This window comes from Bifidobacterium pseudocatenulatum DSM 20438 = JCM 1200 = LMG 10505, from assembly GCF_001025215.1.
Classification (GTDB): Bacteria; Actinomycetota; Actinomycetes; order Actinomycetales; family Bifidobacteriaceae; genus Bifidobacterium; species Bifidobacterium pseudocatenulatum.
This window is the reverse complement of sequence record NZ_AP012330.1, coordinates 1915881-1938216: the sequence shown is the minus strand read 5'-3', so window position 1 is coordinate 1938216 and position 22336 is coordinate 1915881. Positions and strand designations below refer to the sequence as shown.

The following is a 22336-nucleotide window of genomic DNA, read 5'->3' as shown; positions in this document are numbered from 1 at the left end:
GAAAGGAAACAATCATGGATATCGTTACCCTCGCTGAGGTTGCCGGCAACCTGAACGTCGTTGGCTACGGCCTCGCCGCCATCGGCCCTGGCATCGGTCTGGGCATCCTGATCGGCAAGACCATCGAAGGCACCGCTCGCCAGCCTGAGCTCGGCAGCCGTCTGCAGACCCTCATGTTCCTGGGTCTGGCATTCGTCGAGGTGCTGGCACTGCTCGGCTTCGTGCTCGCCTTCATCAAGTAAGACTTGATTCAAGGTAACACCGAAGACGCAAACGAACATGAAAGGAGGAAGACACTATGGTGACCGCAGCTAGCGAAATGGAATTGTTCCTTCCGAAAAGCTACGACATTTTCTGGTCGTTGGTCATTCTGATCATCGTCGCCGTGTTCTTCTACAAGTTCTTCCTGCCGAAGTTCCAGGCCGTGTTCGATGAGCGCGCTGCCAAGATCGAAGGTGGCATCGCCAAGGCCGAACAGGCCCAGAAAGATGCCGATGAAGCCAAGGCGAAGTATGAGGCTCAGCTGAGCAAAGCTCGCGTCGAGGCATCCAAGATCCGTGACGACGCACGTACGGAGGCATCGCATATCATCGCTGACGCGCGCACTCGTGCCGAAAACGATGCGGCGCAGATCACCGCCACCGCCCAGCGTTCCATCGAATCGCAGCAGCAGCAGGCTCTGGTGAGCCTCAAGGGTGAGGTCGGCGTGCTGGCAACGGCACTGGCCGGCAAGATCCTGGGTAGCAAGCTCGAGAATGACGATGTGCAGTCGTCGATGATCGACCAGATGATCGCCGACTTGGACAGCGACAAGAAGTGATCGAAACCTTCAAGAAAGGGAGGTGACCAATGCGAGGAGAAGCATCGCGTATCGCAGACCGCGTATCGCGTGACTCGCTGGCCCCCAAGCTGCGTGACAGCGGTGAGGACGCATGGCGTATCGGGAACGAACTGTTCACGATCACCAGCGCGCTTGACCACAATATCCAGCTTGAACGTGCCCTCACCGACCCGTCGCGCCCAGTCGAAGACAAGGTTGCGGTAGTCAAGACTCTGATCGGAGACCAGGCCCATCCGCTCGTGATGGAGATCATGTCCGATCTGGTGTCTCGCCGTTGGAGCCGCGTGTCTGATATCGCCAATGCCGTTGAGGATTTCGGCGTTGATGGCATGATGTACTACGCGGATTACACCAATACGACTTTGCAGGTCTCCATCGAGCTTGCAGAGTTGCATTCCGCACTGCTCAACCTTCCGGTCGTGCGTACCAAGCTGTATGACGCAACCGTTTCCAGTGAAGCCCGTGTCAAGCTGCTGTACAGCCTGATTGGAGACGCGGATTTCACCAAGGTGACCAAGCGCCTGGCCGAACACGCGACCTGCAATCTGCGCAATCGCCGCTACTTGCAGACCATTCAGTGGCTGATCAACAAATTCTCCCGCCATATGGGCGAATCGATGGTCACTGTTACCACGGCAACGCCGTTGAGCAAGGAGCAGGTGGAAAAGCTCATCGCCATTTACTCGGCGAAGACCGGTCATCCGGTGCACATCAACTCGGTGGTCGATCCGACCGTCATGGGTGGCATGCGCATCCAGGTGGGCGACGAGGTCACCGACAACACGGTGGTCGCACAGCTGCAGCATCTTCAGCGCACGGTGAAGGCAACCGCCTGACGGTTCGCCGCACGGTGAACAAGCCTGAAACAAGACTTGACTGAATTTATAAACAACAATAAGGAGTGATCATGGCAGAACTTACCATTGATCCCACCACGATACGCAAGGCGCTCGATGAGTTCGTCGAGTCGTACAAGCCGTCGGATACCCCGACTCAGGAAGTCGGTTATGTCGCGACTGCTGGCGACGGCATTGCGCACGTGACGGGACTGCCTGGTTGCATGGCCAATGAGCTGCTGACCTTCGAAGACGGCACGCTTGGCCTGGCGTTCAACCTTGACGCCCGCGAGATCGGCGTGGTTATTCTCGGCGACTTCGCAGGTATCGAGGAAGGCCAGGAAGTGCGTCGTACCGGCGAAGTGCTCTCCGTGCCCGTCGGCGACGGCTACCTTGGCCGCGTCGTGGACCCGCTAGGCAACCCGATTGATGGTCTTGGCGAGATCAAGACCGAAGGCCGTCGTATTCTCGAGGCCCAGGCACCTGACGTTATGCATCGTCATCCGGTTGACGAGCCAATGTCCACCGGTCTGAAGGCCATCGACGCAATGACGCCTATCGGCCGTGGCCAGCGCCAGCTCATCATTGGCGACCGCCAGACCGGTAAGACCGCTATCGCAATCGATACGATCATCAACCAGAAGCGTAATTGGGAATCCGGTGATCCGAAGAAGCAGGTCCGCTGCATCTACGTGGCTATCGGCCAGAAGGGCTCCACCATCGCATCGGTGAAGCAGTCCCTCGAAGAGTCCGGCGCCATGGAGTACACCACTATCGTGGCCTCCCCGGCTTCCGATTCCGCAGGTTTCAAGTACATCGCACCGTACACCGGTTCCGCCATCGGACAGCACTGGATGTACAACGGCAAGCACGTGCTCATCGTCTTCGACGATCTGTCGAAGCAGGCTGAAGCCTACCGTTCGATCTCCCTGCTGCTGCGCCGCCCGCCGGGACGTGAGGCATACCCGGGCGATGTGTTCTACCTGCATTCCCGTCTGCTCGAACGCTGCGCCAAGGTTTCCGATGACCTCGGCGGCGGTTCGATGACCGGCCTGCCGATCGTCGAAACCAAGGCAAACGACGTGTCCGCATACATTCCGACCAACGTGATCTCCATCACCGACGGTCAGATCTTCCTGCAGTCCGACCTGTTCAACGCGAACCAGCGTCCGGCTGTCGACGTCGGCATCTCCGTGTCCCGAGTTGGTGGCGCGGCACAGACCAAGGCGTTGAAGAAGGTCTCCGGCACGCTGAAGATCTCCTTGGCCCAGTACCGTTCCCTGGAATCCTTCGCCATGTTCGCTTCCGATCTGGATGCGGCTTCGAAGGCCCAGCTGAACCGTGGTTCCCACTTGACCGAGCTGCTCAAGCAGCCGCAGTTCTCCCCGTATTCCATGGAACAGGAAGTCGTCTCCGTGTGGGCCGGCACCCATGGCAAGATGGATGATCTGCCGCTGAACGACGTGCTGCCGTTCGAGAAGGCCATGCTGGACTACCTGGACCACAACACCGATATTCTCAAGACCATCCGCGAGACCGAAGATTTCACCGCCGACACCGAGGCTGCCCTCGACAAGGCTGTGGAAGCGTTCCGTGAGACTTTCGTGACCAGCGCGGGCAAGCCGCTGGTCGAGAAGAAGCCTAACGTCAAGAACGCCACCCCGGTCGAGCAGGAAAAGATCGTCGCAGGAGAGAAGTGATCCATGGGCTCGCAACTCGCATTGAAATCTAGGATCGCCTCCACCGCGTCGTTGGAGAAAATCTTCAACGCGCAGGAGATGATCGCGTCTTCGCATATCGCCAAGGCACGTGACGTCGCCTTGAACGCGAAGCCGTATACCGATGCGATTTTCGACGCCGTGCAAGCGCTGGTGGCCCACACCCATATCGACCATCCGATCGTGAAGAAGGACGAGGACAACCCTCGCGTGGCTGTCCTCGCCCTCACCTCGGATCGTGGTATGGCGGGTCCGTACACCTCCTCGATCATCCGCGAAACGGAATCGCTGCTGGCCCGCCTCGATGCGGCAGGCAAGCAGCCGGAACTGTATGTGTATGGTCGTCGCGGTGTGACGTACTACAAGTACCGCAATCGTGATGTTGCCGGTACTTGGGAAGGCGATACCGACCAGCCCGGCGTGGAAGTCGCAGAGTCCATCTCGAAGGCACTGATGGACGCCTACATGAAGCCGGCGAGCGAAGGTGGAGTTTCCGAACTTTACATTGTGTTCACCGAATTCGTGAATATGGTCGTTCAGAAGGTGCGCGTGCTGCGTATGCTGCCCGTTGAACTCGTGCTTCCGGAACAGCAGGACTCCGGCCCTGTGCCCGAATCCGATGCCGATGCCGCGACCCCGCTTTATGCGTTCGAGCCGAGCGTCGACGAAGTGCTTGACGCGATTCTGCCGAAGTACATCCAGTCCCGTATTCATGAATGCCTGCTCACCGCGGCGGCATCCGAGACTGCAAGCCGACAGAACGCCATGCATACGGCTACAGACAACGCCCGCAGCCTGATCGACGACCTGACCCGCAAGCTCAACGCTTCGCGACAGGCTTCGATTACCCAGGAACTTACCGAAATCATCGGCAGCGCCGACGCGCTGAATAAGAAGGAAGAGTAGGAACGCATATGGCTGAGAATCAGACCACAGCGGCTCCCGAGACGGCTGCAGAGCCGACCACTGGACGCGTCACGCGTATCCAGGGTTCGGTTATCGACGTCGAATTCCCGGTGGGCCACCTGCCCGACATTTACAACGCACTTACCGTTGAGCTGACCAACACCGCCAACGAAGAGGGCGAAACCACGAAGAAGATCACGCTTGAGGTCGAACAGCACCTTGGCGACTCTACCGTGCGTACCGTGGCGCTGAAGCCGACCGACGGCCTCGTTCGTGGCGCCACCGTGCTCGACACCGGCGGTCCGATCTCCGTTCCTGTTGGCGATGTCACCAAGGGTCACGTGTTCGACGTGTCCGGCAACATCCTCAACAAGAAGGATGACGAAACCATCACGGTCACCGAGCGTTGGCCTATCCACCGCAACCCGCCGGCATTCGATCAGCTGGAATCCAAGACCCAGATGTTCGAAACCGGTATCAAGGTCATCGATTTGCTGACCCCGTACGTGCAGGGCGGCAAGATCGGTCTGTTCGGTGGCGCAGGCGTCGGCAAGACCGTGCTTATTCAGGAAATGATCCAGCGAGTCGCCCAGAACCACGGCGGTGTGTCCGTGTTCGCAGGCGTCGGCGAGCGTACCCGTGAGGGTAACGATCTGATCGGCGAAATGGATGAGGCTGGCGTTCTTGAGAAGACCGCACTGGTCTTCGGCCAGATGGATGAGCAGCCGGGTACCCGTCTGCGCGTGCCGCTGACCGCACTGACCATGGCAGAGTACTTCCGTGACGTGCAAAATCAGGACGTGCTGCTGTTCATCGATAACATCTTCCGTTTCACCCAGGCTGGTTCCGAGGTGTCCACCCTGCTCGGCCGTATGCCGTCCGCAGTGGGCTACCAGCCGAACCTGGCTGACGAAATGGGTGCCCTGCAGGAGCGCATCACTTCGACCCGCGGTCACTCCATCACCTCGCTGCAGGCCATCTATGTGCCGGCCGATGATTACACCGACCCGGCTCCTGCAACGACCTTCGCCCACTTGGATGCAACCACCGAGCTTTCCCGTGACATCGCTTCCAAGGGTATCTATCCGGCAGTGGACCCGCTGAGCTCCACCTCGCGAATCCTTGATCCGCGTTACGTGGGCCAGGCTCACTACGATTGCGCGAACCGCGTCAAGGCGATTCTGCAGCGTAACAAGGAGCTGCAGGACATCATCGCTCTGATCGGTATCGACGAACTCGGCGAAGAAGACAAGACCACCGTGAACCGCGCTCGTAAGATCGAGCAGTTCCTCGGCCAGAACTTCTACGTCGCTGAAAAGTTCACCGGTCGTCCGGGCTCCTACGTGCCGGCCGATGAGACCATCGAAGCGTTCACCCGCATTTGCGACGGCGTGTACGACGACGTTCCGGAGCAGGCATTCTCCGGTATCGGCGGCATCGACGATCTCGAGAAGAAGTGGCACGACATGCAGAAGGAATACGGTGCGTGATGGCCGGATTGACAATGCAGGTGAACATCGTCGCCGCCGACCACCCCGTGTGGCACGGTACGGCGAAGTCCGTCACCATTCCTGCCTTTGAAGGCGGAATGGGCATCCTGCCCAACCACGAGCCTGTATTGACCGTAATCAAGGAAGGAACCATCGTTGTGGTGGATCCGGATGGCAGCCGTCGCTCCTTCGAAGTGACCGACGGTTTCATCTCCTTCGATTCGAACAAGCTCACCGTTGCGGTTGAGCGTGGACGTGACGTCAAGATGGCAGAGTAGCACTCGGTAGCATACTTCTGACGGTCCGTCTGTTGCGATTGCAGCAATTGCATATGATTGCGATTCTGTAGTTGCAGCAGACGGACTGTTTTTTTTCAAAAAAGATTAATCAAAACAAAAATAGGATTGTACATATCGTGGGATTCATGGCTTACGACAATCATGGTAGGGTAGTGCCTCGTGCGAATTATTGTTGCTGATTGCTCTGCCGAATATTCCGGGCGTTTGAATGCGTCCTTGCCGCTCGCCAAGCGTGTGTTGCTTATCAAAGCCGATAACAGTCTGCTGATTTTCTCCGAACTTGGTTCGTACAAGCCACTCAACTGGATGGCGGCGCCCTGCACCATCAAAGACATCACTCCGGAACATGCCGACGACGACGTGACTACGGAGGTTCCGCAGAAAGTCATTCGTGCTTCGGCGGATAAATCCAATGACGTGCTCGAAGTGACATTGCAGCATATTTATTCCGACGAAACATACGATTTGGGCGAAGATCCGGGGCTGATCAAAGACGGTGTCGAAGACCATCTGCAGAAGTATCTGGCCGAACAGATCGAACGCATCGGAGAAGGTGCGACATTGGTGCGCCGCGAATACCCGACCGCCATCGGACCGGTCGACATTATGGCCATCGACGGCAGTGGCAAGCATGTTGCCATCGAAATCAAACGTAACGGCGGCATCGATGGCGTGGAGCAGCTCACCCGTTACTGCGAGCTGTTGAACCGAGACCCGCTGTTGGCCCCCGTGCGTGGCATTTTCGCCGCGCAGACCATCACGCCGCAAGCCCGCGTGCTCGCTCAGGACCGCGGCTTCGACTGCCTGATCCTCGACTATGACGAAATGAAAGGTGCCGAAGACGACTCCCTACGACTCTTCTAGCTTATAAAAAACTCCCTGTTGTTATGCAGGGAGTTTTTATAAGCGAATCGTGATGTAGATCAGTAGGCGGCGAGGATGTCGACTACGAAGACCAACGTGGAGTTCGCTGGAATCTTGCCGGAATCCTTGTCTCCATAGCCAAGGTCCGGCGGCACGACCAGCAGCACCTGCGAGCCGACGGTATGCCCTGCCAAGCCCTGCTTCCAACCGGTGATCACCTCATCAAGCGAGAAGCTCGACGAAGCACCGCGATCCCACGAGGAATCGAACTGTGTGCCGTCAAGCAGCCATCCGGTATAGTGCGCGATCACGGTCTGCGTATCCTTGACCTCGGCGCCTTCGCCCCTGATCAAATCCTGCGAGATCAACGTGTCGGAACCCTTGTATCCGTTCATATCGATCGACGGCTTGCCATCCTTCGCAAGCGTCACCTTCGGCAGATCGGCAGGAACGTCAAGCACCTTCGTGCCCGTTGCCTTCGTCAGATCCTTCGACTTCGACACGATCGTGAGCACCATCAAATAGGAGGTGCCAGCGGAATTCGAATCGTTCACACCGAACGCAAGCGTGGCGTTAAGCTTCTGATCCTTGAAAATGTTGTAATAATCCTCAGTCATCTGACTGGTGTCGGAGGTGACCATCGTAGAGCAATCGGGGGTGTTTTTCTCCCAGGTGCTCATGAGTTCGGAACCATCCTTGACATTGATGGCGATACCCTGCGTGCATATGCGGTCGCCGTCTTCAATCTGGTCGCCATTGCCTTTCTGCAATACGACGTAGCTGTTGTCTTCCACCGTCATAGGGGTTTTGAAGGAGACGGTCGGCTTCTCACCGGGCTCACCTGTGGCGGTCACACCGGCGATCTGATTCATCTTCGACGAGGAATCGGAAGAAGACGAAGATGAATCGGAGGAGGAATCAGACTTCGTGTCGGAACTTCCGCATGCCGCGAAACCCAAGCACATGATCGTTGTGCAGGCGGCTGCGACGGCTTTGAAAAGAGTAGATTTGCGCATAGGTTCCACTTTAGTGGCAATCATTGATTTTCATAGTTTTTTCAGGCTTTTGCAGAGAGGCAATGTAGAATAGTGAATGCTATGACTTTATTGCAGGAAGAACAGGAAAAGCCGCAGTCCAAGGCGGGTCCCACGCGACACGCCAAGATTATGCGCGGCATTGTCACGCCTATTTTCGGCTTGCTTGCCATTGCTTGCATCGTGCTTGGCGTCTTGAACGCGACGATTTGGAAGCCCTCGGCACAGGTCACGGCGTCCGCCTCGGTTACGGGATCGCAGTATGTGGTCACCGATCCGAATGTGCTGCAATTGGTTGACGATCGCGTCACCATTTCGGCGAAGTCGCGCGACAAATCCGCGAACGTGTGCATCGCCATCGGTTCCGCCCGCGATATCGCCGGATGGATCGCGGGATCCAAATACACGCGCGTCACCGGACTGTCCGACTGGTCCACCCTGTCCACGCTGAAGACCACGGCTCAGGGCACCGCCGATAATTCCGAAGGCCAGGTCGCCTTCCAGGATTCCGACATGTGGCGCACCGTCAAATGCAATGCCGGTTCCGTTGATATGCAGTTCAAGGGTGCTAATACGAATAATGCCGAGGATTCCGTTGCGATTATCGATTATGGCAATCGCAAGGGAGGTTCGGTCACACTTGATTGGAACCGTCGTTCGATGCTGAATTTCGCCATGCCGTTCTATCTTTCCGGCGGATTGCTGGCAATACTTGCGGTGCTTTCGGCTTCCGTGTTTGCCATGCCTCCGCATAAGCGTCGCAACAAGCGCGCGTTTGCCATGGTTGACGGCATCGGTTCCACGCAGGGTGACGATGACGAGGTTGCCGCATGGGTGAAGAACGCCGAAGCGAGTGCCGCCCGTAGCGAAAAGAGCGGGCCGAAGCGTAAGCGTCGCCGTCATGCTGGGCATCGCGCGAGTGGTTCGGAAAATAGCCAAAACGAAGTTGCGCAGCCTACGATTGTCGATCCCGGCGCGCGCAATCTCGTTGCCGATCAGCAGAACGCTGCCGCTGATGGTGTTGAAGAAAACGACGATTTCGAACAGACTTCCGTGATTTCGCAAGACGAGCTTGCCGCATATTTCGCACGTCTCGCACAAGAGGAAAGCAGTGCGGCCGCAGCGGCCTCGGGATCTGTAGAATTCGCGGTATCCGATGAAATCAACGTGCCCAACGAAGTTGACGAAATGGCCGTAACGACCGAGTCGGTCGGATCCAACGAAACATCCGAAAACGACGAATCCGACAACGACAAGTCCGACGAACCTGACAACGAGGAGGCCAAGTGATGAAGAAGCGTTTCAACGTAATCGCGGCGGCCGTACTCGCATTGGGAATGGTCGTTGGCATGTGCGGATGCGAGGGGCAGCTGCCGCAGCCGAAAACCACGCAACGTCAAGATGCGCCGAATCTGACCGCCAAGCAAGAGAAAACCATCCGTACGAATATTCTCAAAACGCTTGACCAGTGCAATAACGATCGCAATATCGACGCCCTCGGTTCGATTTTGGAGGGGCCGGAACTTGAGATTCGCACTAGCGAACTTCATGTGGCGCAGGTCACGGGCAATCTTGACCGCAAGACCACGATTCCAACTGATCTTGCGCAGGCCGTGATTTCCACGGACAGTGGATGGCCGCGTTCGGTGTTTTCCATCACTTCCACCACGGATGACCAGCAGTCCAAGCGTCTGCTGGTGTTCCGCCAGGATTCCGCACGTCAGAACTACAAGTTGTGGGGTGTGGCACGACTGTTTTCGGGCGTGAAAATGCCGAGTTTTGAGATTTCCAAAACCGGTAGCGAGCAGGGAACGGAAAAAGACACCGGTCTGGTCATGACCCCGAAGGATGCGGTCGCCGCGTATGCCGACGTGTTGCAGAATGGTGCGTCCAGCCAGTATGCGCAGAAGTTTGCCGACGACGATTTGCGTACGAAGCTTGCCGATCTGACCGAACAGGTGCAGAAGGCCATGGAGTTGAACGAGGGATCGCAGCAGCAGGTGTTCACACCGGTTGACGATGCCATCAGCGTTATGCGTTCCGCGGATGGTGGCGATCTGGTGGTGGCGCAGATCAATTCCGAATGGACGCGTTCAGCTGGCTCCGGCCGTGAGTCGCAGCCCGCTTCCGATGCGGAAAAAGCGCTGTTTGGCGACGGTCAGGCCACCAGCACCATGAAAACCACGTATGTGAATGTGGTCGCGCTGTACGTGCCTCCGGCAAATTCTGACGCGAAGATCACTGCAGTCGGTTCCGAGCGCCAGCCGGTTCGTGTTGAGGCACTGTGATCGTGGCAGTCGCACGAATGCGCGTAAGCTTGGGGCGAACGTTTGCAATGCGTGTTACGCCGGGCGCTTAATGTTGTTGATTGTTGATATCTAGGAGGCAAGCATGGCAGGTCAAAGGCCGTTTAATCCGGGAGTTTCCTTGGCGGGAGCCGTCGATCTTGAAGCGTTGAAGCATCAGGTGAAGGCTGAGCCGGGGCAGGCTGGAGGCGCTCCGGCCGCAGGCGGTTATGTGATCGACACCACGGAGAACACGTTCCAGGCCATGGTGCAGACGTCGGCCACGTTCCCGATCCTGTTGCTGCTGTGGGTGCCGACCGATGATCGCCTGTTCGACATGGCACGCCAGCTGGGCGATGCCGTGAACCAGCTGAACGGCCAGATTCAGCTGTCTCGTATCGATATCGCGTCGAATTCGTCGATCGCGCAGGCGTTCCAAGTGCAGGGCGCGCCTGCATTGTTCGCGTTGATCAACGGCCGTCCGATGCCGATTTTGCAGGGCTTGCCGTCCGCTGAGGAAATGCAGCAGATCGTGGATACGGTGATTCCGAATCTGGTCGCAGCCGCGCAGCAGGCCGGTGTGACCGGTTCCGCGCCGTATTCCGGCGATCCGAATTCCGATGCGGCAAACTCGGCTTCCGCTGCCGGCGCCCAGGAGCAGGTGCCTCCGGAGCATCAGGAGGCGTATATGCTGGCACAGCAGGGCGATTACGCTGGCGCCGCAGCCGCGTACGAGAAGGTGCTTGAAGCCGATCCGAACGATGCGCGTGCCGCCCGCGAGCGTGCGAAGGCGTTGCTGTTGGCCCGTTCCGCCAATGCGAACGTGCGTGAGGTGCGTGCCGCCGCTGCCGACAATCCCGATGATGTTGAAGCACAGCTTGCCGTCGCTGACATTGATATGATCGGCGGTCAGATTCAGGATGCGTTCGATCGTTTGCTGGATTTCGTTGCGGCCGGCCATAAGGCCGATATTGAACCGGTGCGCAAGCGTCTGCTGGAATATTTCACGATTCCTGAGCCGACCGACGAGCGTTTGAAGCGCGCCCGCCGTCGCCTCGCCACGCTCATGTACTGACTCGTTTATTGACTTTAGGTACCGTTTAGGTACCGCTCAACCGTAGGCTGCGCAACTACATCGTTCTTTACGGCCTACGGTTGTTTTTTTTTAAAAAAGACTTATTCCATACGGTTGGTGCCGAAATAGTCGAGGAATTGCGGTCCGTCTGCTTCCAGTTCGTCTTCGAATTCGGATTTCCATCGTGAATATGGATTCGCGGCAAGCCCTTCATTGCTGAACCGCGATTGGTCGGTGATTTCGGTGGTGCAGAATTTCGGGATCACCAGATTGGTGACCGGCCCGATACGTTCCGCTTCCGCAATGATCAGGGGAGCGTTGGTGCCTCCGAACACGTCGATGTTCCAGCCGTCCTCATCGATCCAGTCGGTGAAACGGTTTTTGATGGTCACGTGTCCGCCGCGTTTGATGAGCTCCCCTGCGATGCGCGAATCCAAATCGCGGCTCGCCTCATATCGCGTGCCTCCCACGGACGGCCCTTTCACGGTGACTGATCCAAGCCGGAATTCGTCGCGATACTTTTCGAGCACAGCCAGCGGGTCGAGGTCCGGAGTCATGGCAATGCGGACGGACTTTGTTTTCAATCGCACGCGCAGCGCGTAATTATCCTGATGCACGTAATAACTTTGTATGATCAGCGTCGGACTGTCGTTATCATCCAACTGCGTCGGCAGGGCACGGCAGAAAAAACGGCGCGTGTATTCGAAATCGCCTATATTTCTGCCTGAATCCTCAACCATATTTTCAGTTTAGTGGAAAAGACGCTTCAAATGGTGTTATGTTGCTACAAATTTCGTTGTGGCGCACGCTATCTCTCGTTCCTTCCCCGTTCTATGCCCGTTATTTCCCCTCTAGGGTTGGGTGTGCTGTCGAAAGACCCGCCGTAGCTATGTTTTCGCAATAATGATCCGAGATTCGAAGATCGTTTTTCCGTAAAAAGTGTCGCTTTCATCTCAAGGCAGTGTAAAGTAGTTTGACGCACGGGTTTGTAGCTCAGTGGATAGAGCGTCTGTCTCCGGAACAGAAGGTCGTGGGTTCGATCCCCATCAAGCCCACCACAAAGACAAGTGAAGAGCCGGGGCAGGGAGCCGGTATTTGGAACATGGGACAATGCGTGTCGATTCCATGGGTACAGTGATTGCTTGAGATTGCGTTGTCGTGGTTTGCCGCGGCCTGAACGCAAGCAACATGCATAACACATTCTTCAAAGGAGAACATTATGAGCGAGAAGATGGAAGCGGTTGCGACTTCTGAAGCCCCGGCGGCGCTGGGCGCATACAGCCAGGCCGTGAAGGCCAACGGTTTCGTGTTCGTCTCCGGCCAGCTGGGCATCGACCCAGTCACCGGCGAACTGGCTGGCGAAACCGCCGGCGAGCAGGCAGCCCAGGCACTGAAGAACATCAAGCATATTCTTGACGCCGCAGGCACCGGCATCGAACACGTCTGCCGCGCCACCATCTACATGAAGAACGTCGAAGACTTCCACGAGATCGACGACGTGTATGCGCAGACCTTCATCGGCTCCGTGAAGCCGGCCCGCGTCGCGTTCGGCGGCAACAACATTCCGAAGGGCGCTCTCGTTGAGATCGACGCCATCGCTGTGCTCTGATTTCAGTGCGCTGATTGCAAATCTCCAGAAAATCCTTTTTCAGGCTCGTATGCGGTTTCTTACGCTGCATGCGAGCCTGTTTTTGTTTATGCAATCTCAGGATTGCCGCTAAAAGTGAACGGCAGGCAACATGATTCCACCGATTTCCGTATAGTAATGCGATTGGGTATTGTGCAAACGCATGCAAACGCAAGAACGCAAGAACGCGCCCATCCAAATATGAAGGAGCAGTCGCGCATGGCCGAATCGCAAGTCAACGCATCCACTGCAGACACTGACGCCGCTGAATCCGCTGAAGCCAAGCAGGGCGGTCTTGAACGCAAGATGGAAACCCGCCATCTGACCATGATTTCGCTAGGTGGTGTGATCGGTACGGGCTTGTTCCTCAGCTCCGGCTACACGATTCACCAAGCCGGCCCTCTTGGCGCGATCATCGCGTATGGCATCGGATCCATGCTTGTGTATTTTGTGATGCTCAGCCTTGGCGAACTGTCGGTGGCCATGCCGTATGCGGGCAGCTTTCACCTGTATGCGAAGCGTTTCATCGGCCCCGGCACCGCGTTCACCATCGCCGTGCTGTATTGGCTGAATTGGGCGGTGGCGCTCGCTTCGGAATTCACGGCAGCCGGTCTGCTGATGCAACGTTGGTTTCCTGATTCGCCCGCGTGGATTTGGTCCGCCGCCTTCATTGCGGTGGTGTTCATGCTCAATATTCTGTCGGTGAGGCTGTATGGCGAGTCGGAATTCTGGTTCGCATCCATTAAGGTGTTTGCGATTATCGTGTTCATTGTGATCGGCTTGCTTGCCATGTTTGGTGCGATTCCGATTGCCGGTTACGATCACGCACCGCTGTTTGAGAATTTCTATAATGACGGCTGGTTCCCCAATGGTGTGCTGCCGATTTTTTCGACGCTGCTGACGGTGGTGTTCGCATTTTCGGGCACTGAGGTTGTTGGTGTCGCGGCGGGGGAGACGAAGGATCCGGCGCAGGCGATTCCGAAGGCCGTGCATACCACGGTGTTGCGTCTTGCGATTTTTTTCATCGGTTCGATTGCGGTGATGTCCGCGCTGATTCCGTGGCATCGGTCAGGCGTCGACACGAGTCCGTTTGTGCTCGTGTTCCAGTCGATCGGCATGCCGTTTGCCGGCGATGTGATGAATTTCGTGGTGTTGACGGCAGTGCTTTCCGCTGCGAATTCCGGCTTGTACGTGTGCTCGCGCATGGTCTGGTCGCTTGCGCAGGAGGGTATGATCCCGCGCGTGCTCGGCAAGACGAATTTCCATGGTGTGCCCGTGTTCGCGGTGCTGTTCAGCATGGCTGGATCGCTGTTGGCGTTGTTGTCTTCCGTGGTTGCCGCTTCGACGGTGTATTTGGCGTTGGTTGCGGTTTCCGGCTTGGCCACACTGGTGGTGTGGGCGTCGGTTTCCGTCTGCCACTTGCGTTTCCGCAAGCAGTGGCTTGATCAAGGGCATTCGGCTGACGATTTGAAGTATCGTGCCCCCGGTTTCCCGTTCGTGCCGATTGCTGCGATTGTGATGTGCATCGGCGCGTTGGTTTTGGTGATTTGCGATTCGTCGCAGCGTTCCACATTGCTGTATATGATTCCGTTCGTTGCGATCTGCTATATCGGCTATTACGCTTCGGTGGCTTGGCGCAGGAAGCATGGCGAACTGCAGGATGATACGCGGGGCGATACGCAAGGCTGATTCTGTCTGCATAATCGGTAGACTTGGAGGAATGAGTCCAGAAGCGCTTAGTGAACTGATTTTCAATATTGCCAACAACCTTGTGAATGAAGGCAAGGCAGGCACCCTGACCACCGATCTCATCCCTCCGCAGGCCAAATTCGCCGTCATGCGTCCGAAGGACCGCGCGCACGGCGATTGGGCGTCGAACGCGGCCATGCAGCTGGCCAAGAAGGCCGGCATGAAGCCTCACGATTTCGCCGAACTGTTCGCCGCGGAACTCGCCAATGCCGATGGCATCAAGTCCGTGGAAGTGGCCGGCCCCGGCTTCATTAACATTGTGCTTGATTCCGCGTCCGCCGCAGCCGTGGTTGACACTGTGCTTAACGAGGGTGCGAACTACGGCAAGAACGACCATCTTTCCGGCAAGACCCTGAATCTTGAATTCGTGTCCGCCAATCCGACCGGTCCGATCCATATCGGCGGCACCCGTTGGGCCGCGGTCGGCGACTCCATGGCCCGCGTGCTTGAGGCGAACGGCGCCAAGGTGGTGCGCGAATACTATTTCAACGATCACGGCGAGCAGATCAACCGTTTCGCCAAGTCGCTGGTCGCGGCCGCCCACGGTGAGGAAACCCCGATCGACGGTTACAAGGGCGCTTATATCGATGAGATCGCACGTCGCGTCATCGATGAGGCAAATGCCGACGGTATTGCGATTCTCGACCTGCCGCGCGTCGACGGTGGCGTTGACAACGATGGCAATCCGCTGGGTGAGGGCGATTCCGAACAGCGTGAGGAATTCCGCAAGCGTGCAGTGCCGATGATGTTCGACGAAATCCGCAAATCCATGAAGGATTTCCGTGTGAATTTCGACGTGTGGTTCCATGAGAACAGCTTGTATTCCGATGGTGAAGTCGACAAGGCGATCGCCGATCTGCGTGAACGCGGCGACATTTACGAAAAGGATGGCGCAACCTGGTTCGAATCCACCAAGCATGGTGACGACAAGGATCGTGTGATTATCAAGTCCGACGGCAACTACGCGTATTTCGCAGCTGATATTGCTTACTATCGCAACAAGCGTCATCGTGACAACGATCCGGCAGACATCGCCATTTACATGCTGGGTGCCGACCATCACGGCTATATCGGCCGCATGATGGCCATGTGCGCCGCATTCGGCGACGAACCTGGCGAAAACATGCAGATTCTTATCGGCCAGCTCGTCAACGTGCTGAAGGACGGCAAGGCAGTGCGCATGTCGAAGCGCGCCGGCAATGTGGTGACCATCGACGATCTGACCGACGCTATCGGCGTGGATGCCTCCCGTTATTCGTTGGCACGCACCGACTACAATTCCCCGGTCGACATCGACCTGAACCTGCTCGCTTCGCATTCCAACGAGAATCCGGTGTACTACGTGCAGTACGCGCACGCCCGCTCCTGCAATGTGGATCGCAATGCGGCTGCTGCCGGCATCACCTACGAGGGTGCCGACGTGAGCCTGCTCGACACCGCCGCCGACGGCGAAGTGCTTGCCGCGCTCGCCCAGTGGCCGGCCCTGCTGCGCGAAGCCGGAGACCTGCGCGCCCCGCATCGCGTAGCCCATTACTTGGAAGACCTCGCCGCCACCTACCACAAGTGGTACAACGTGGAACGCGTGGTGCCTATGGAGCTCACCGATCCGGAAGCTCGCGGCGAACAGGCTGAAGCCCTGCGCATCGCCAAGGCTCCGGAACCGGCTCGTGCAGCCGCACGTTTGAAGCTCAATGACGCCGTTAAGACGGTTATCGCCGAAGGCCTTGACCTGCTTGGCGTTGCAGCCCCAGACAGGATGTGATCGCCATGGCAGTCACCCCCATCTGGCCGGCCGGCTCCAACGTGAACGAGCAAGGTGAAATCACGTTCCATGGCCGCACTGCCGAAAGCCTGCTGAACGAATTTGGTTCGCCGCTCTACGTCATCGACACCGATGACGTGCGAGCCCGCGCCGCCAAATTCGTCAAATCCGCGGCAAATGCGTTCAACAACACCGTAACCCACGTCAGCTTCGCCGGAAAAGCACTGCTTTCCAAGGAAATCTGCCGTATCGTCACCGAATCCGGCATGCTGATCGACACCTGCACCATGGGCGAGATGCGCATCGCGCTCGCCGCGGGCGTTCCCGGACGGCGACTCGTGCTGCACGGCAACAACAAGTCCGATGCGGAAATCGAACTCGCCATTACCGAAGGCTTCGCCAAAATCGTGGTGGACGAGCCGAACGAGCCGGCCCGCATCGCCGAAATCGCCAAGCGTCTCGGCAAGCGCGCTCGCGTGATGTTGCGTGTTACGTCCGGCATTCATGCGGGCGGCCACGAATTCGTGTCTACCGCGCATGAGGACCAGAAGTTCGGTGTCGCCTTGCTGCCGGTTGGTGCCGATGCAAGCAAGCTGAACGTGCTCGACGATTTGGCTGACGTGACCCCCGCAGGGTCGAACGCACGCCTAGGCGAAAGCGAAGCCACTCCGGGCGAAAGCGCAGAACGCCAACTGCAGTACGACATCAAATACCCGTATGACATGAGCCACGAGAAGGTTTCCGAAGGCGACCGCAAACTCGCCGAAGCCATGACCATGGTGGCTGATGGCCCCGCGCTCGCCGTATTGAAGGAGATCTACCGCCATCAGGACGTGCTCGAACTGGTCGGTGTGCATTCGCATATCGGATCGAACATTCACGATGCGGACGCCTTTATCCAGGCCGCGAAGCGCATGATGCTGCTGCGCAAGACCTTCTACGCCACCGACGCATACACCCTGCCGGAGGTCGACTTGGGCGGCGGCTATTCCGTGGCCTACACCGATGGCGAGGATTCCATGGATCTCGATACGGAACTTGCCCGCCTTGCCGATGCGGTCACCACCGTGAACCGTGCGCTCGGCATGCCCGCTCCGGTCATCTCGTTCGAGCCGGGCCGTTGGACGGTCGCCCCGACCGGCGTCACCCTGTATCGTGTGGGCACGGTCAAGCCGGTGCAGCTTGCCGGAACCGCGAAAGACAAGGCTGGCAATCCGGTTACGGAACGCGTGTACGTGTCTGTCGACGGCGGCATGAGCGACAATATTCGTCCGGCATTGTATGGATCGGATTACACTGCGAGAATCGCCAATCGTGAGGGTTCCAGCGAAACCAAGCTGTGCCGTGTGGTCGGCATGCACTGCGAATCGGGCGATATCATCGTCAACGAGGTGCGTCTTCCTGCCGATATTCAGCGTGGTGACGTGCTGGCGGTGCCTGTTACGGGTGCATACGGTCGCACGATGGCCAGCAACTACAATCAGGCGCTGATTCCTGCGGTTGTTGCCGTATCCGAGCAAGACGCGCATGTGATGATTCGCCGTCAGACGGTCGATGATCTGCTGGATTGGGATGTGAGCGAATAGCGATTCGTGGCGTTTCGCTCGTGTTTCGTATTGTTCATGGCGATTCGTCTCAAATTACGGATGCAGCGTGGATGCAGTATGGGCGGTTTTCGGGGCAAAGCTCGGAAACCGTCCATTTTCGTATGATTTCGCGGTCTTACGTCATATCGGGACCGTACAATAGGCAGGGTTACACCAATACTTCACATTCAAGGGAGGATGCCTTGGTACAGGAAGATGTTGCGCCGATTCGCGTTGGATTGTTGGGCGCGGGCACGGTCGGCTCTCAGACCGCACGCCTGCTGGTGGAGCAGAAGGATGAGCTCGCCGCACGCATCGGACGACCGATCGAACTGACCGGCGTCGCCTGCCTTGATCCGTCGGAAACCGACCCGTTCCCGTGGATCGACAAGTCCGTGGTGACCACCGACACCATGAGCGTGGCCACCAATGCTGACATTGTGGTCGAACTGATCGGTGGAACCGGCGTGGCCCGCAAGTTCGTGCTTGCGGCCATCGAATCCGGCGCTTCCGTGGTTACCGCCAACAAGGCGCTGTTGGCCAAGTATGGTCCAGAAATCTATGCCGCCGCCGAAGCCAAGGGCGTCGATATCTACTTCGAGGCTTCCGTGGGCGGTGCTATTCCGTTCCTCAAGCCACTGCGTGAATCCCTCGTCGGAGACAAGGTGACGAGCATGCTCGGCATCGTCAACGGCACCACGAACTACATTCTCGACGAAATGACCACCAAGGGTCTTGATTTCGACGACGTGCTGAAGGACGCTCAGGCCAAGGGATACGCCGAAGCGGATCCGACCGGGGACATCGAAGGCTACGATGCGGCCAACAAGGCGGCCATCATGGCCACGCTCGGCTTCCACACCAACGTGACCATCGATGATGTGTCCGTTGAGGGCATCACCAAGATCACCGCCGACGATATTGCTGCCGCAACCGCCGAAAACAAGGTCATCAAGCTGCTGGCCGTGGTGGAGAATGGCGAGGCCGGTGTGTCTGCCCGCGTGTATCCGGCGCTGATTTCCAACGAGCATCCGCTGGCTTCCGTGCATGGTTCCTTTAACGCGGTGTTTGTGAAGGCCGAAGCGGCTGACGATCTGATGTTCTACGGTCGTGGCGCTGGCGGCGCTCCGACCGCTTCCGCAGTGGTCGGCGATGTGGTGACCGAGGCGCGTCACATCGCACAGGGCTGCACTGGCCCGACCATTCCGTTGTATAAGGATTTGAAGAAGGCTCCGATCGAGGCTTCCAAGGCCGAGTTCGCGGTGCGTTTCGTGATTCACGACAATCCGGGCGTACTTGCGGCCATTGCGGCCAGGTTCGCCGAGCATGGCGTGTCCATCAATGGTGTGAACCAGGATCTCAAGCCCACGCTGAAGGATCCGGGCTACGACGGCGAACTGCAGCAGCTGCGCCTTGTCACGCACATGACCGACGAGCTTACCCTGCGTGAAACCGTGAAAGACGTGTGCGCACTCGACTGCGTGGTTGGCGAGCCTTCCATCCTCCGCGTGCTCAACTAACAGTTATGAGACGGCTGCTCAAATCGTTGCGATTGGGCGGCCGTCTCTTTATTCATATTCCGGCTGCTGTGTTGGGCAATTGCTTGCCGATTGTTTACTCAATCGCCCGCTGATTATGGGCTTGAATTTGACTCTTGTACCCTTTCGGGTATACGGTGCTACATTTGTAAAGAAGATGTGACGAAGGACGACGAGATATGACTCCAGTTACTCGTAAAGTGCGTGTGCGTGTTCCGGCTACCAGCGCCAATCTTGGTTCTGGCTTTGATACGGTCGGACTTGCTCTGGACTACCACGACGAACTTGAATTCACGCTGAGCGCCGATCCGGTGAACACTGCGGCTCAGGTGATGATCGAAGGCGAAGGCGCCGATACTCTCCCGCGTGACGAAACCCACTTGGTGGTTTCCACGTTCCGCCGCGCATGCCAGACCTTTGGTCTGGGCCGTGTGGGCTTCATTCTTCAGGCTCACAACAACATTCCTCAGGCACGAGGCATGGGCTCTTCCGCAGAGGCCATTGTGGCGGGCATCGCAGCCGCGGCCGCCTTCGCGCAGGACGACGAACTCAACCGTGATGCCGTGTTTGAGCTTGCTGCGGCCATCGAAGGCCATCCGGACAACGTGGCTCCGGCCGTGTACGGCGGGCTCACCATGTCTTGGGACATGGAAACCCCCGAAGGTGTCGGTTCCGTGCCGATTCCGGGCGGCGAACCGCTGCATAAGGGCTTCCATACCATCAACTATCGCGTTGCCGACGATCTGACCGCCGCCGTGTTCGTGCCGGATTATGAGCTGTCCACCGAAAAGGCACGCCAGGCGCTGCCGGGCCAGCTGGCGTTCAAGGATGCCGTGCACAATGTGTCTCGCGTGAGCCTGCTGCCGGCCGCCATGAATCCTGCGATGCTGGCGACTGGTCAGCGTCAGGACGTCAACGCGTTGCTGTTCGCCGCCACGCAGGATCGTCTGCATCAGCCGTATCGCGCTCCTTTGATGGAACCGTCGTGGACGTTGATCGAAAAGCTGCGTTCCCATGGTTTTGCTTCCATGGTTTCCGGCGCTGGCCCATGCGTGCTCGTGCTGCATCATGGCGACGCTCGCGAACAGCTGGGACAGCTTGCTTCCGAAGAGCTCGCTTCCGGTCATTGGCGTGTGCTGCATTTGGGCGTCGACACCAAGGGTGTGCAGGTGGAACGCGCATGAACAACTCCATTCCGCTGATTCTCGCTTCCAAATCCAAGCCTCGCCGTGACGTGCTTTTCTCGGCGGGCATTTGCCCCACGATTCGCGTATCGAACGTGGACGAGCCGGCGGCGCTCGAACGTGAGGCGGCCGCCATGGGCGTTGCCGTAAGCGATCTGAGCGTGGAACAGCGGGTGATGATTCTCGCTACGGCCAAAGCCGAAGCCGTACATCAGGCGTATCGGAACGTTGCCGCCACCGCTGCGGCGGCGCACGGCGATCGTGTGGTCGGATTTCCGCTGAAAGCCGTTGCCGAATCTTCCGAACATTCGGATAATGCTGAAAATACTGGGGATTCCGCATCTTTAGAACATCATCGTGTTACGTTGCGTGCGGACGAAGTGCAGTCCGCCTCCGATGTGAAGACCCGCGATTTTTCGGGAGTCACCATTCCTACGATCACCGAATCGATTGCTGATTTCGTTGATGGCAAGCCGAGCCTGACCCGTGCGAAAGTCGGTCCGCTGATTCTTGGCTGCGATTCCATGTTCCTGCTTGACGGCGAATGTTACGGCAAGCCGCATAGCGCTGAGGTGGCTCGGGAACGACTGCGTGCCATGCGTGGCGCCACCGGTGAATTGTGGACGGGCCATTGCCTGATCGACTTCGCCACCGGGCGTATCGCGCGAGGCGCGAGCAGGGCAACGCTGCACTTCTGCGAATATTCCGACACCGATATCGAACGGTACATCGCCACCGGAGAACCGTTGGAAGTGGCTGGTTCCTTCACGCTTGAGGGCTTCGGCGGAGCATTCATCGACTCCATCGAAGGCGATCCGCACGGCATTATCGGCCTGAGCCTTCCGCTGGCGCGCCGTTTGGCCGCCGAGCTCGGCGTGGAATGGACCGATCTGTGGAATGTGACGCGAGCCGATCAAGAACCGAACGTCGAACACGATTCGCGAACCGGTGCCGCGAAGCCGCTTCCTCCCAAGGAAAACGTGCATCAGCCGGGTGATGGTTGGATTGATTGCGATTGCGGCCGCAAGCATTGGGGCACGAACGGCGCGTCCGGCGTGCTCTTGGCCCGCCGAAGCGAACAGACCGGCGAAGTGACGCACGTTGTCATGCAACATCGCGCGGTGTGGAGCGCGGAAGGTGGCACATGGGGCATTCCAGGAGGTGCCACCGCCGACGGTGAAAGCCCGATCGAGGGCGCGCTGCGCGAATCGTACGAGGAAGCCAACATCACGCCGGAAGATATCGACGTGGTCGGATCATACTGCGAAGACCACGGACCGTGGGCCTACACCACCGTGTTCGCTTTCGAAAAGCCGGGGCACCGCGTGGAGCCGAAGGCCAACGACGACGAAAGCATGGAAATCGAATGGGTGCCGATTGAGGAAGTCCCCAATCGTAAACTGTTGACCGCCATGCGTACCGACTGGCCGAATTTCGCTGCGCGACTCGCTCAAATGGCTGAAAAATAGCGTCTGTTAGCGCTAACCGAAGTTGCGTGTAGAATAGTCGAAAGTAACAACGGTAGTGTGCGGAAGGCGACGG

The 22336-nt window shown here is 57.9% G+C and carries 19 protein-coding genes, 1 tRNA gene and 2 pseudogenes; 20 read left to right on the top strand and 2 right to left on the bottom strand.

All coding sequences use genetic code 11. The features are described from left to right. The first annotated feature begins 14 nt into the window (after positions 1-14). The 8 genes from atpE to nucS all read left to right on the top strand — a co-directional run bounded on the left by atpE (position 15) and on the right by nucS (position 6954). Positions 15-242: an ATP synthase F0 subunit C gene (gene atpE, locus BBPC_RS07965; protein WP_003809874.1), complete on the top strand. Its 228-nt coding sequence runs from the start codon at positions 15-17 to the stop codon at positions 240-242. 56 nt (positions 243-298) lie between these two features. Further along, positions 299-820, top strand: a complete 522-nt coding sequence (locus tag BBPC_RS07960; RefSeq protein ID WP_004223295.1) for a F0F1 ATP synthase subunit B — start codon at positions 299-301, stop codon at positions 818-820. 29 nt (positions 821-849) lie between these two features. Further along, entirely contained in the window at positions 850-1677 is an 828-nt protein-coding gene (locus tag BBPC_RS07955) for a F0F1 ATP synthase subunit delta (protein ID WP_004223298.1), read from the top strand. Positions 1678-1748: 71 nt separating this feature from the next. Continuing rightward, the gene (gene atpA / locus BBPC_RS07950; RefSeq protein WP_004223299.1) at positions 1749-3377 is read left to right on the top strand and encodes a F0F1 ATP synthase subunit alpha; all 1629 of its coding nucleotides are present in this window, start codon (positions 1749-1751) and stop codon (positions 3375-3377) included. 3 nt (positions 3378-3380) lie between these two features. Next, on the top strand, positions 3381-4301 hold the full coding sequence (locus tag BBPC_RS07945) for a F0F1 ATP synthase subunit gamma (protein WP_004223300.1): 921 nt from the start codon (positions 3381-3383) through the stop codon (positions 4299-4301). An 8-nt stretch (positions 4302-4309) separates the two neighbouring features. Further along, a complete protein-coding gene (gene atpD, locus BBPC_RS07940; RefSeq protein ID WP_004223301.1) occupies positions 4310-5791 on the top strand; it encodes a F0F1 ATP synthase subunit beta in 1482 nt (493 codons plus the stop codon). Next, a complete protein-coding gene (locus BBPC_RS07935; protein WP_004223302.1) occupies positions 5791-6069 on the top strand; it encodes a F0F1 ATP synthase subunit epsilon in 279 nt (92 codons plus the stop codon). The genes atpD and BBPC_RS07935 overlap by 1 nt, the downstream gene beginning before the upstream one ends. Positions 6070-6249: 180 nt before the next feature. Then, positions 6250-6954 (top strand): endonuclease NucS, encoded by a 705-nt coding sequence (gene nucS, locus BBPC_RS07930; RefSeq protein ID WP_022245574.1) that lies wholly within the window; start codon positions 6250-6252, stop codon positions 6952-6954. A gap of 59 nt (positions 6955-7013) precedes the next feature. Here the strand turns inward: nucS and BBPC_RS07925 are convergent, their stop codons facing one another. Further along, a complete protein-coding gene (locus tag BBPC_RS07925) occupies positions 7014-7970 on the bottom strand; it encodes an FKBP-type peptidyl-prolyl cis-trans isomerase (RefSeq protein WP_022245573.1) in 957 nt (318 codons plus the stop codon). 81 nt (positions 7971-8051) lie between these two features. Here BBPC_RS07925 and BBPC_RS07920 point away from each other — a divergent pair, with 81 nt between their 5' ends. From BBPC_RS07920 to BBPC_RS07910, 3 genes are all read left to right on the top strand, one after another. Continuing rightward, on the top strand, positions 8052-9278 hold the full coding sequence (locus BBPC_RS07920; protein ID WP_004223306.1) for a hypothetical protein: 1227 nt from the start codon (positions 8052-8054) through the stop codon (positions 9276-9278). Next, a complete protein-coding gene (locus BBPC_RS07915; protein ID WP_004223315.1) occupies positions 9278-10276 on the top strand; it encodes a hypothetical protein in 999 nt (332 codons plus the stop codon). Before BBPC_RS07920 ends, BBPC_RS07915 begins: the two co-directional genes overlap by 1 nt. Before the next feature lie 103 nt (positions 10277-10379). Beyond that, entirely contained in the window at positions 10380-11348 is a 969-nt protein-coding gene (locus tag BBPC_RS07910) for a tetratricopeptide repeat protein (RefSeq protein ID WP_004223317.1), read from the top strand. 101 nt (positions 11349-11449) lie between these two features. On the opposite strand, the gene BBPC_RS07905 is transcribed toward BBPC_RS07910, so the two are convergent. Further along, positions 11450-12088: a CYTH domain-containing protein gene (locus BBPC_RS07905; RefSeq protein ID WP_004223320.1), complete on the bottom strand. Its 639-nt coding sequence runs from the start codon at positions 12086-12088 to the stop codon at positions 11450-11452. A 242-nt stretch (positions 12089-12330) separates the two neighbouring features. Between BBPC_RS07905 and BBPC_RS07900 the strand changes: the two genes are divergently transcribed. The 9 genes and pseudogenes from BBPC_RS07900 to BBPC_RS07865 all read left to right on the top strand — a co-directional run. Further along, positions 12331-12406 (top strand) — tRNA-Arg (locus tag BBPC_RS07900). 161 nt (positions 12407-12567) lie between these two features. After that, on the top strand, positions 12568-12957 hold the full coding sequence (locus BBPC_RS07895; protein WP_004223323.1) for a Rid family detoxifying hydrolase: 390 nt from the start codon (positions 12568-12570) through the stop codon (positions 12955-12957). A 324-nt stretch (positions 12958-13281) separates the two neighbouring features. Further along, entirely contained in the window at positions 13282-14664 is a 1383-nt protein-coding gene (locus BBPC_RS07890; RefSeq protein ID WP_095279597.1) for an amino acid permease, read from the top strand. Positions 14665-14695: 31 nt separating this feature from the next. Continuing rightward, complete coding sequence (gene argS, locus BBPC_RS07885) at positions 14696-16486, top strand: arginine--tRNA ligase (protein WP_033524300.1); 1791 nt, start codon at positions 14696-14698, stop codon at positions 16484-16486. Between the two features lie 5 nt (positions 16487-16491). Further along, the gene (locus BBPC_RS07880) at positions 16492-18072 is read left to right on the top strand and encodes a diaminopimelate decarboxylase family protein (RefSeq protein WP_033524313.1); all 1581 of its coding nucleotides are present in this window, start codon (positions 16492-16494) and stop codon (positions 18070-18072) included. Positions 18073-18275: 203 nt separating this feature from the next. Further along, positions 18276-19592: a homoserine dehydrogenase gene (locus BBPC_RS07875; protein WP_033524299.1), complete on the top strand. Its 1317-nt coding sequence runs from the start codon at positions 18276-18278 to the stop codon at positions 19590-19592. A gap of 197 nt (positions 19593-19789) precedes the next feature. Continuing rightward, entirely contained in the window at positions 19790-20794 is a 1005-nt protein-coding gene (gene thrB, locus BBPC_RS07870; RefSeq protein WP_004223341.1) for a homoserine kinase, read from the top strand. Then, a pseudogene (locus BBPC_RS10290) lies at positions 20791-21082 on the top strand (Maf family protein); the annotation flags it as partial. The gene thrB and the pseudogene BBPC_RS10290, both read left to right, overlap by 4 nt. A gap of 110 nt (positions 21083-21192) precedes the next feature. Next, a pseudogene (locus BBPC_RS07865) lies at positions 21193-22263 on the top strand (Maf family protein); the annotation flags it as partial. Positions 22264-22336: the final 73 nt, after the last annotated feature.

Excerpts from the sequence above, each read along its gene's own strand:
- atpE (WP_003809874.1), top strand. The coding sequence starts at position 15 with ATGGATATCGTTACCCTCGCTGAGGTTGCCGGCAACCTGAACGTCGTT.
- BBPC_RS07960 (WP_004223295.1), top strand. The coding sequence starts at position 299 with ATGGTGACCGCAGCTAGCGAAATGGAATTGTTCCTTCCGAAAAGCTAC.
- BBPC_RS07955 (WP_004223298.1), top strand. The coding sequence starts at position 850 with ATGCGAGGAGAAGCATCGCGTATCGCAGACCGCGTATCGCGTGACTCG.
- atpA (WP_004223299.1), top strand. The coding sequence starts at position 1,749 with ATGGCAGAACTTACCATTGATCCCACCACGATACGCAAGGCGCTCGAT.
- BBPC_RS07945 (WP_004223300.1), top strand. The coding sequence starts at position 3,381 with ATGGGCTCGCAACTCGCATTGAAATCTAGGATCGCCTCCACCGCGTCG.
- atpD (WP_004223301.1), top strand. The coding sequence starts at position 4,310 with ATGGCTGAGAATCAGACCACAGCGGCTCCCGAGACGGCTGCAGAGCCG.
- BBPC_RS07935 (WP_004223302.1), top strand. The coding sequence starts at position 5,791 with ATGGCCGGATTGACAATGCAGGTGAACATCGTCGCCGCCGACCACCCC.
- BBPC_RS07925 (WP_022245573.1), bottom strand. The coding sequence starts at position 7,970 with ATGCGCAAATCTACTCTTTTCAAAGCCGTCGCAGCCGCCTGCACAACG.
- BBPC_RS07920 (WP_004223306.1), top strand. The coding sequence starts at position 8,052 with ATGACTTTATTGCAGGAAGAACAGGAAAAGCCGCAGTCCAAGGCGGGT.
- BBPC_RS07915 (WP_004223315.1), top strand. The coding sequence starts at position 9,278 with ATGAAGAAGCGTTTCAACGTAATCGCGGCGGCCGTACTCGCATTGGGA.
- BBPC_RS07910 (WP_004223317.1), top strand. The coding sequence starts at position 10,380 with ATGGCAGGTCAAAGGCCGTTTAATCCGGGAGTTTCCTTGGCGGGAGCC.
- BBPC_RS07905 (WP_004223320.1), bottom strand. The coding sequence starts at position 12,088 with ATGGTTGAGGATTCAGGCAGAAATATAGGCGATTTCGAATACACGCGC.
- BBPC_RS07895 (WP_004223323.1), top strand. The coding sequence starts at position 12,568 with ATGAGCGAGAAGATGGAAGCGGTTGCGACTTCTGAAGCCCCGGCGGCG.
- BBPC_RS07890 (WP_095279597.1), top strand. The coding sequence starts at position 13,282 with ATGGAAACCCGCCATCTGACCATGATTTCGCTAGGTGGTGTGATCGGT.
- argS (WP_033524300.1), top strand. The coding sequence starts at position 14,696 with ATGAGTCCAGAAGCGCTTAGTGAACTGATTTTCAATATTGCCAACAAC.
- BBPC_RS07880 (WP_033524313.1), top strand. The coding sequence starts at position 16,492 with ATGGCAGTCACCCCCATCTGGCCGGCCGGCTCCAACGTGAACGAGCAA.
- thrB (WP_004223341.1), top strand. The coding sequence starts at position 19,790 with ATGACTCCAGTTACTCGTAAAGTGCGTGTGCGTGTTCCGGCTACCAGC.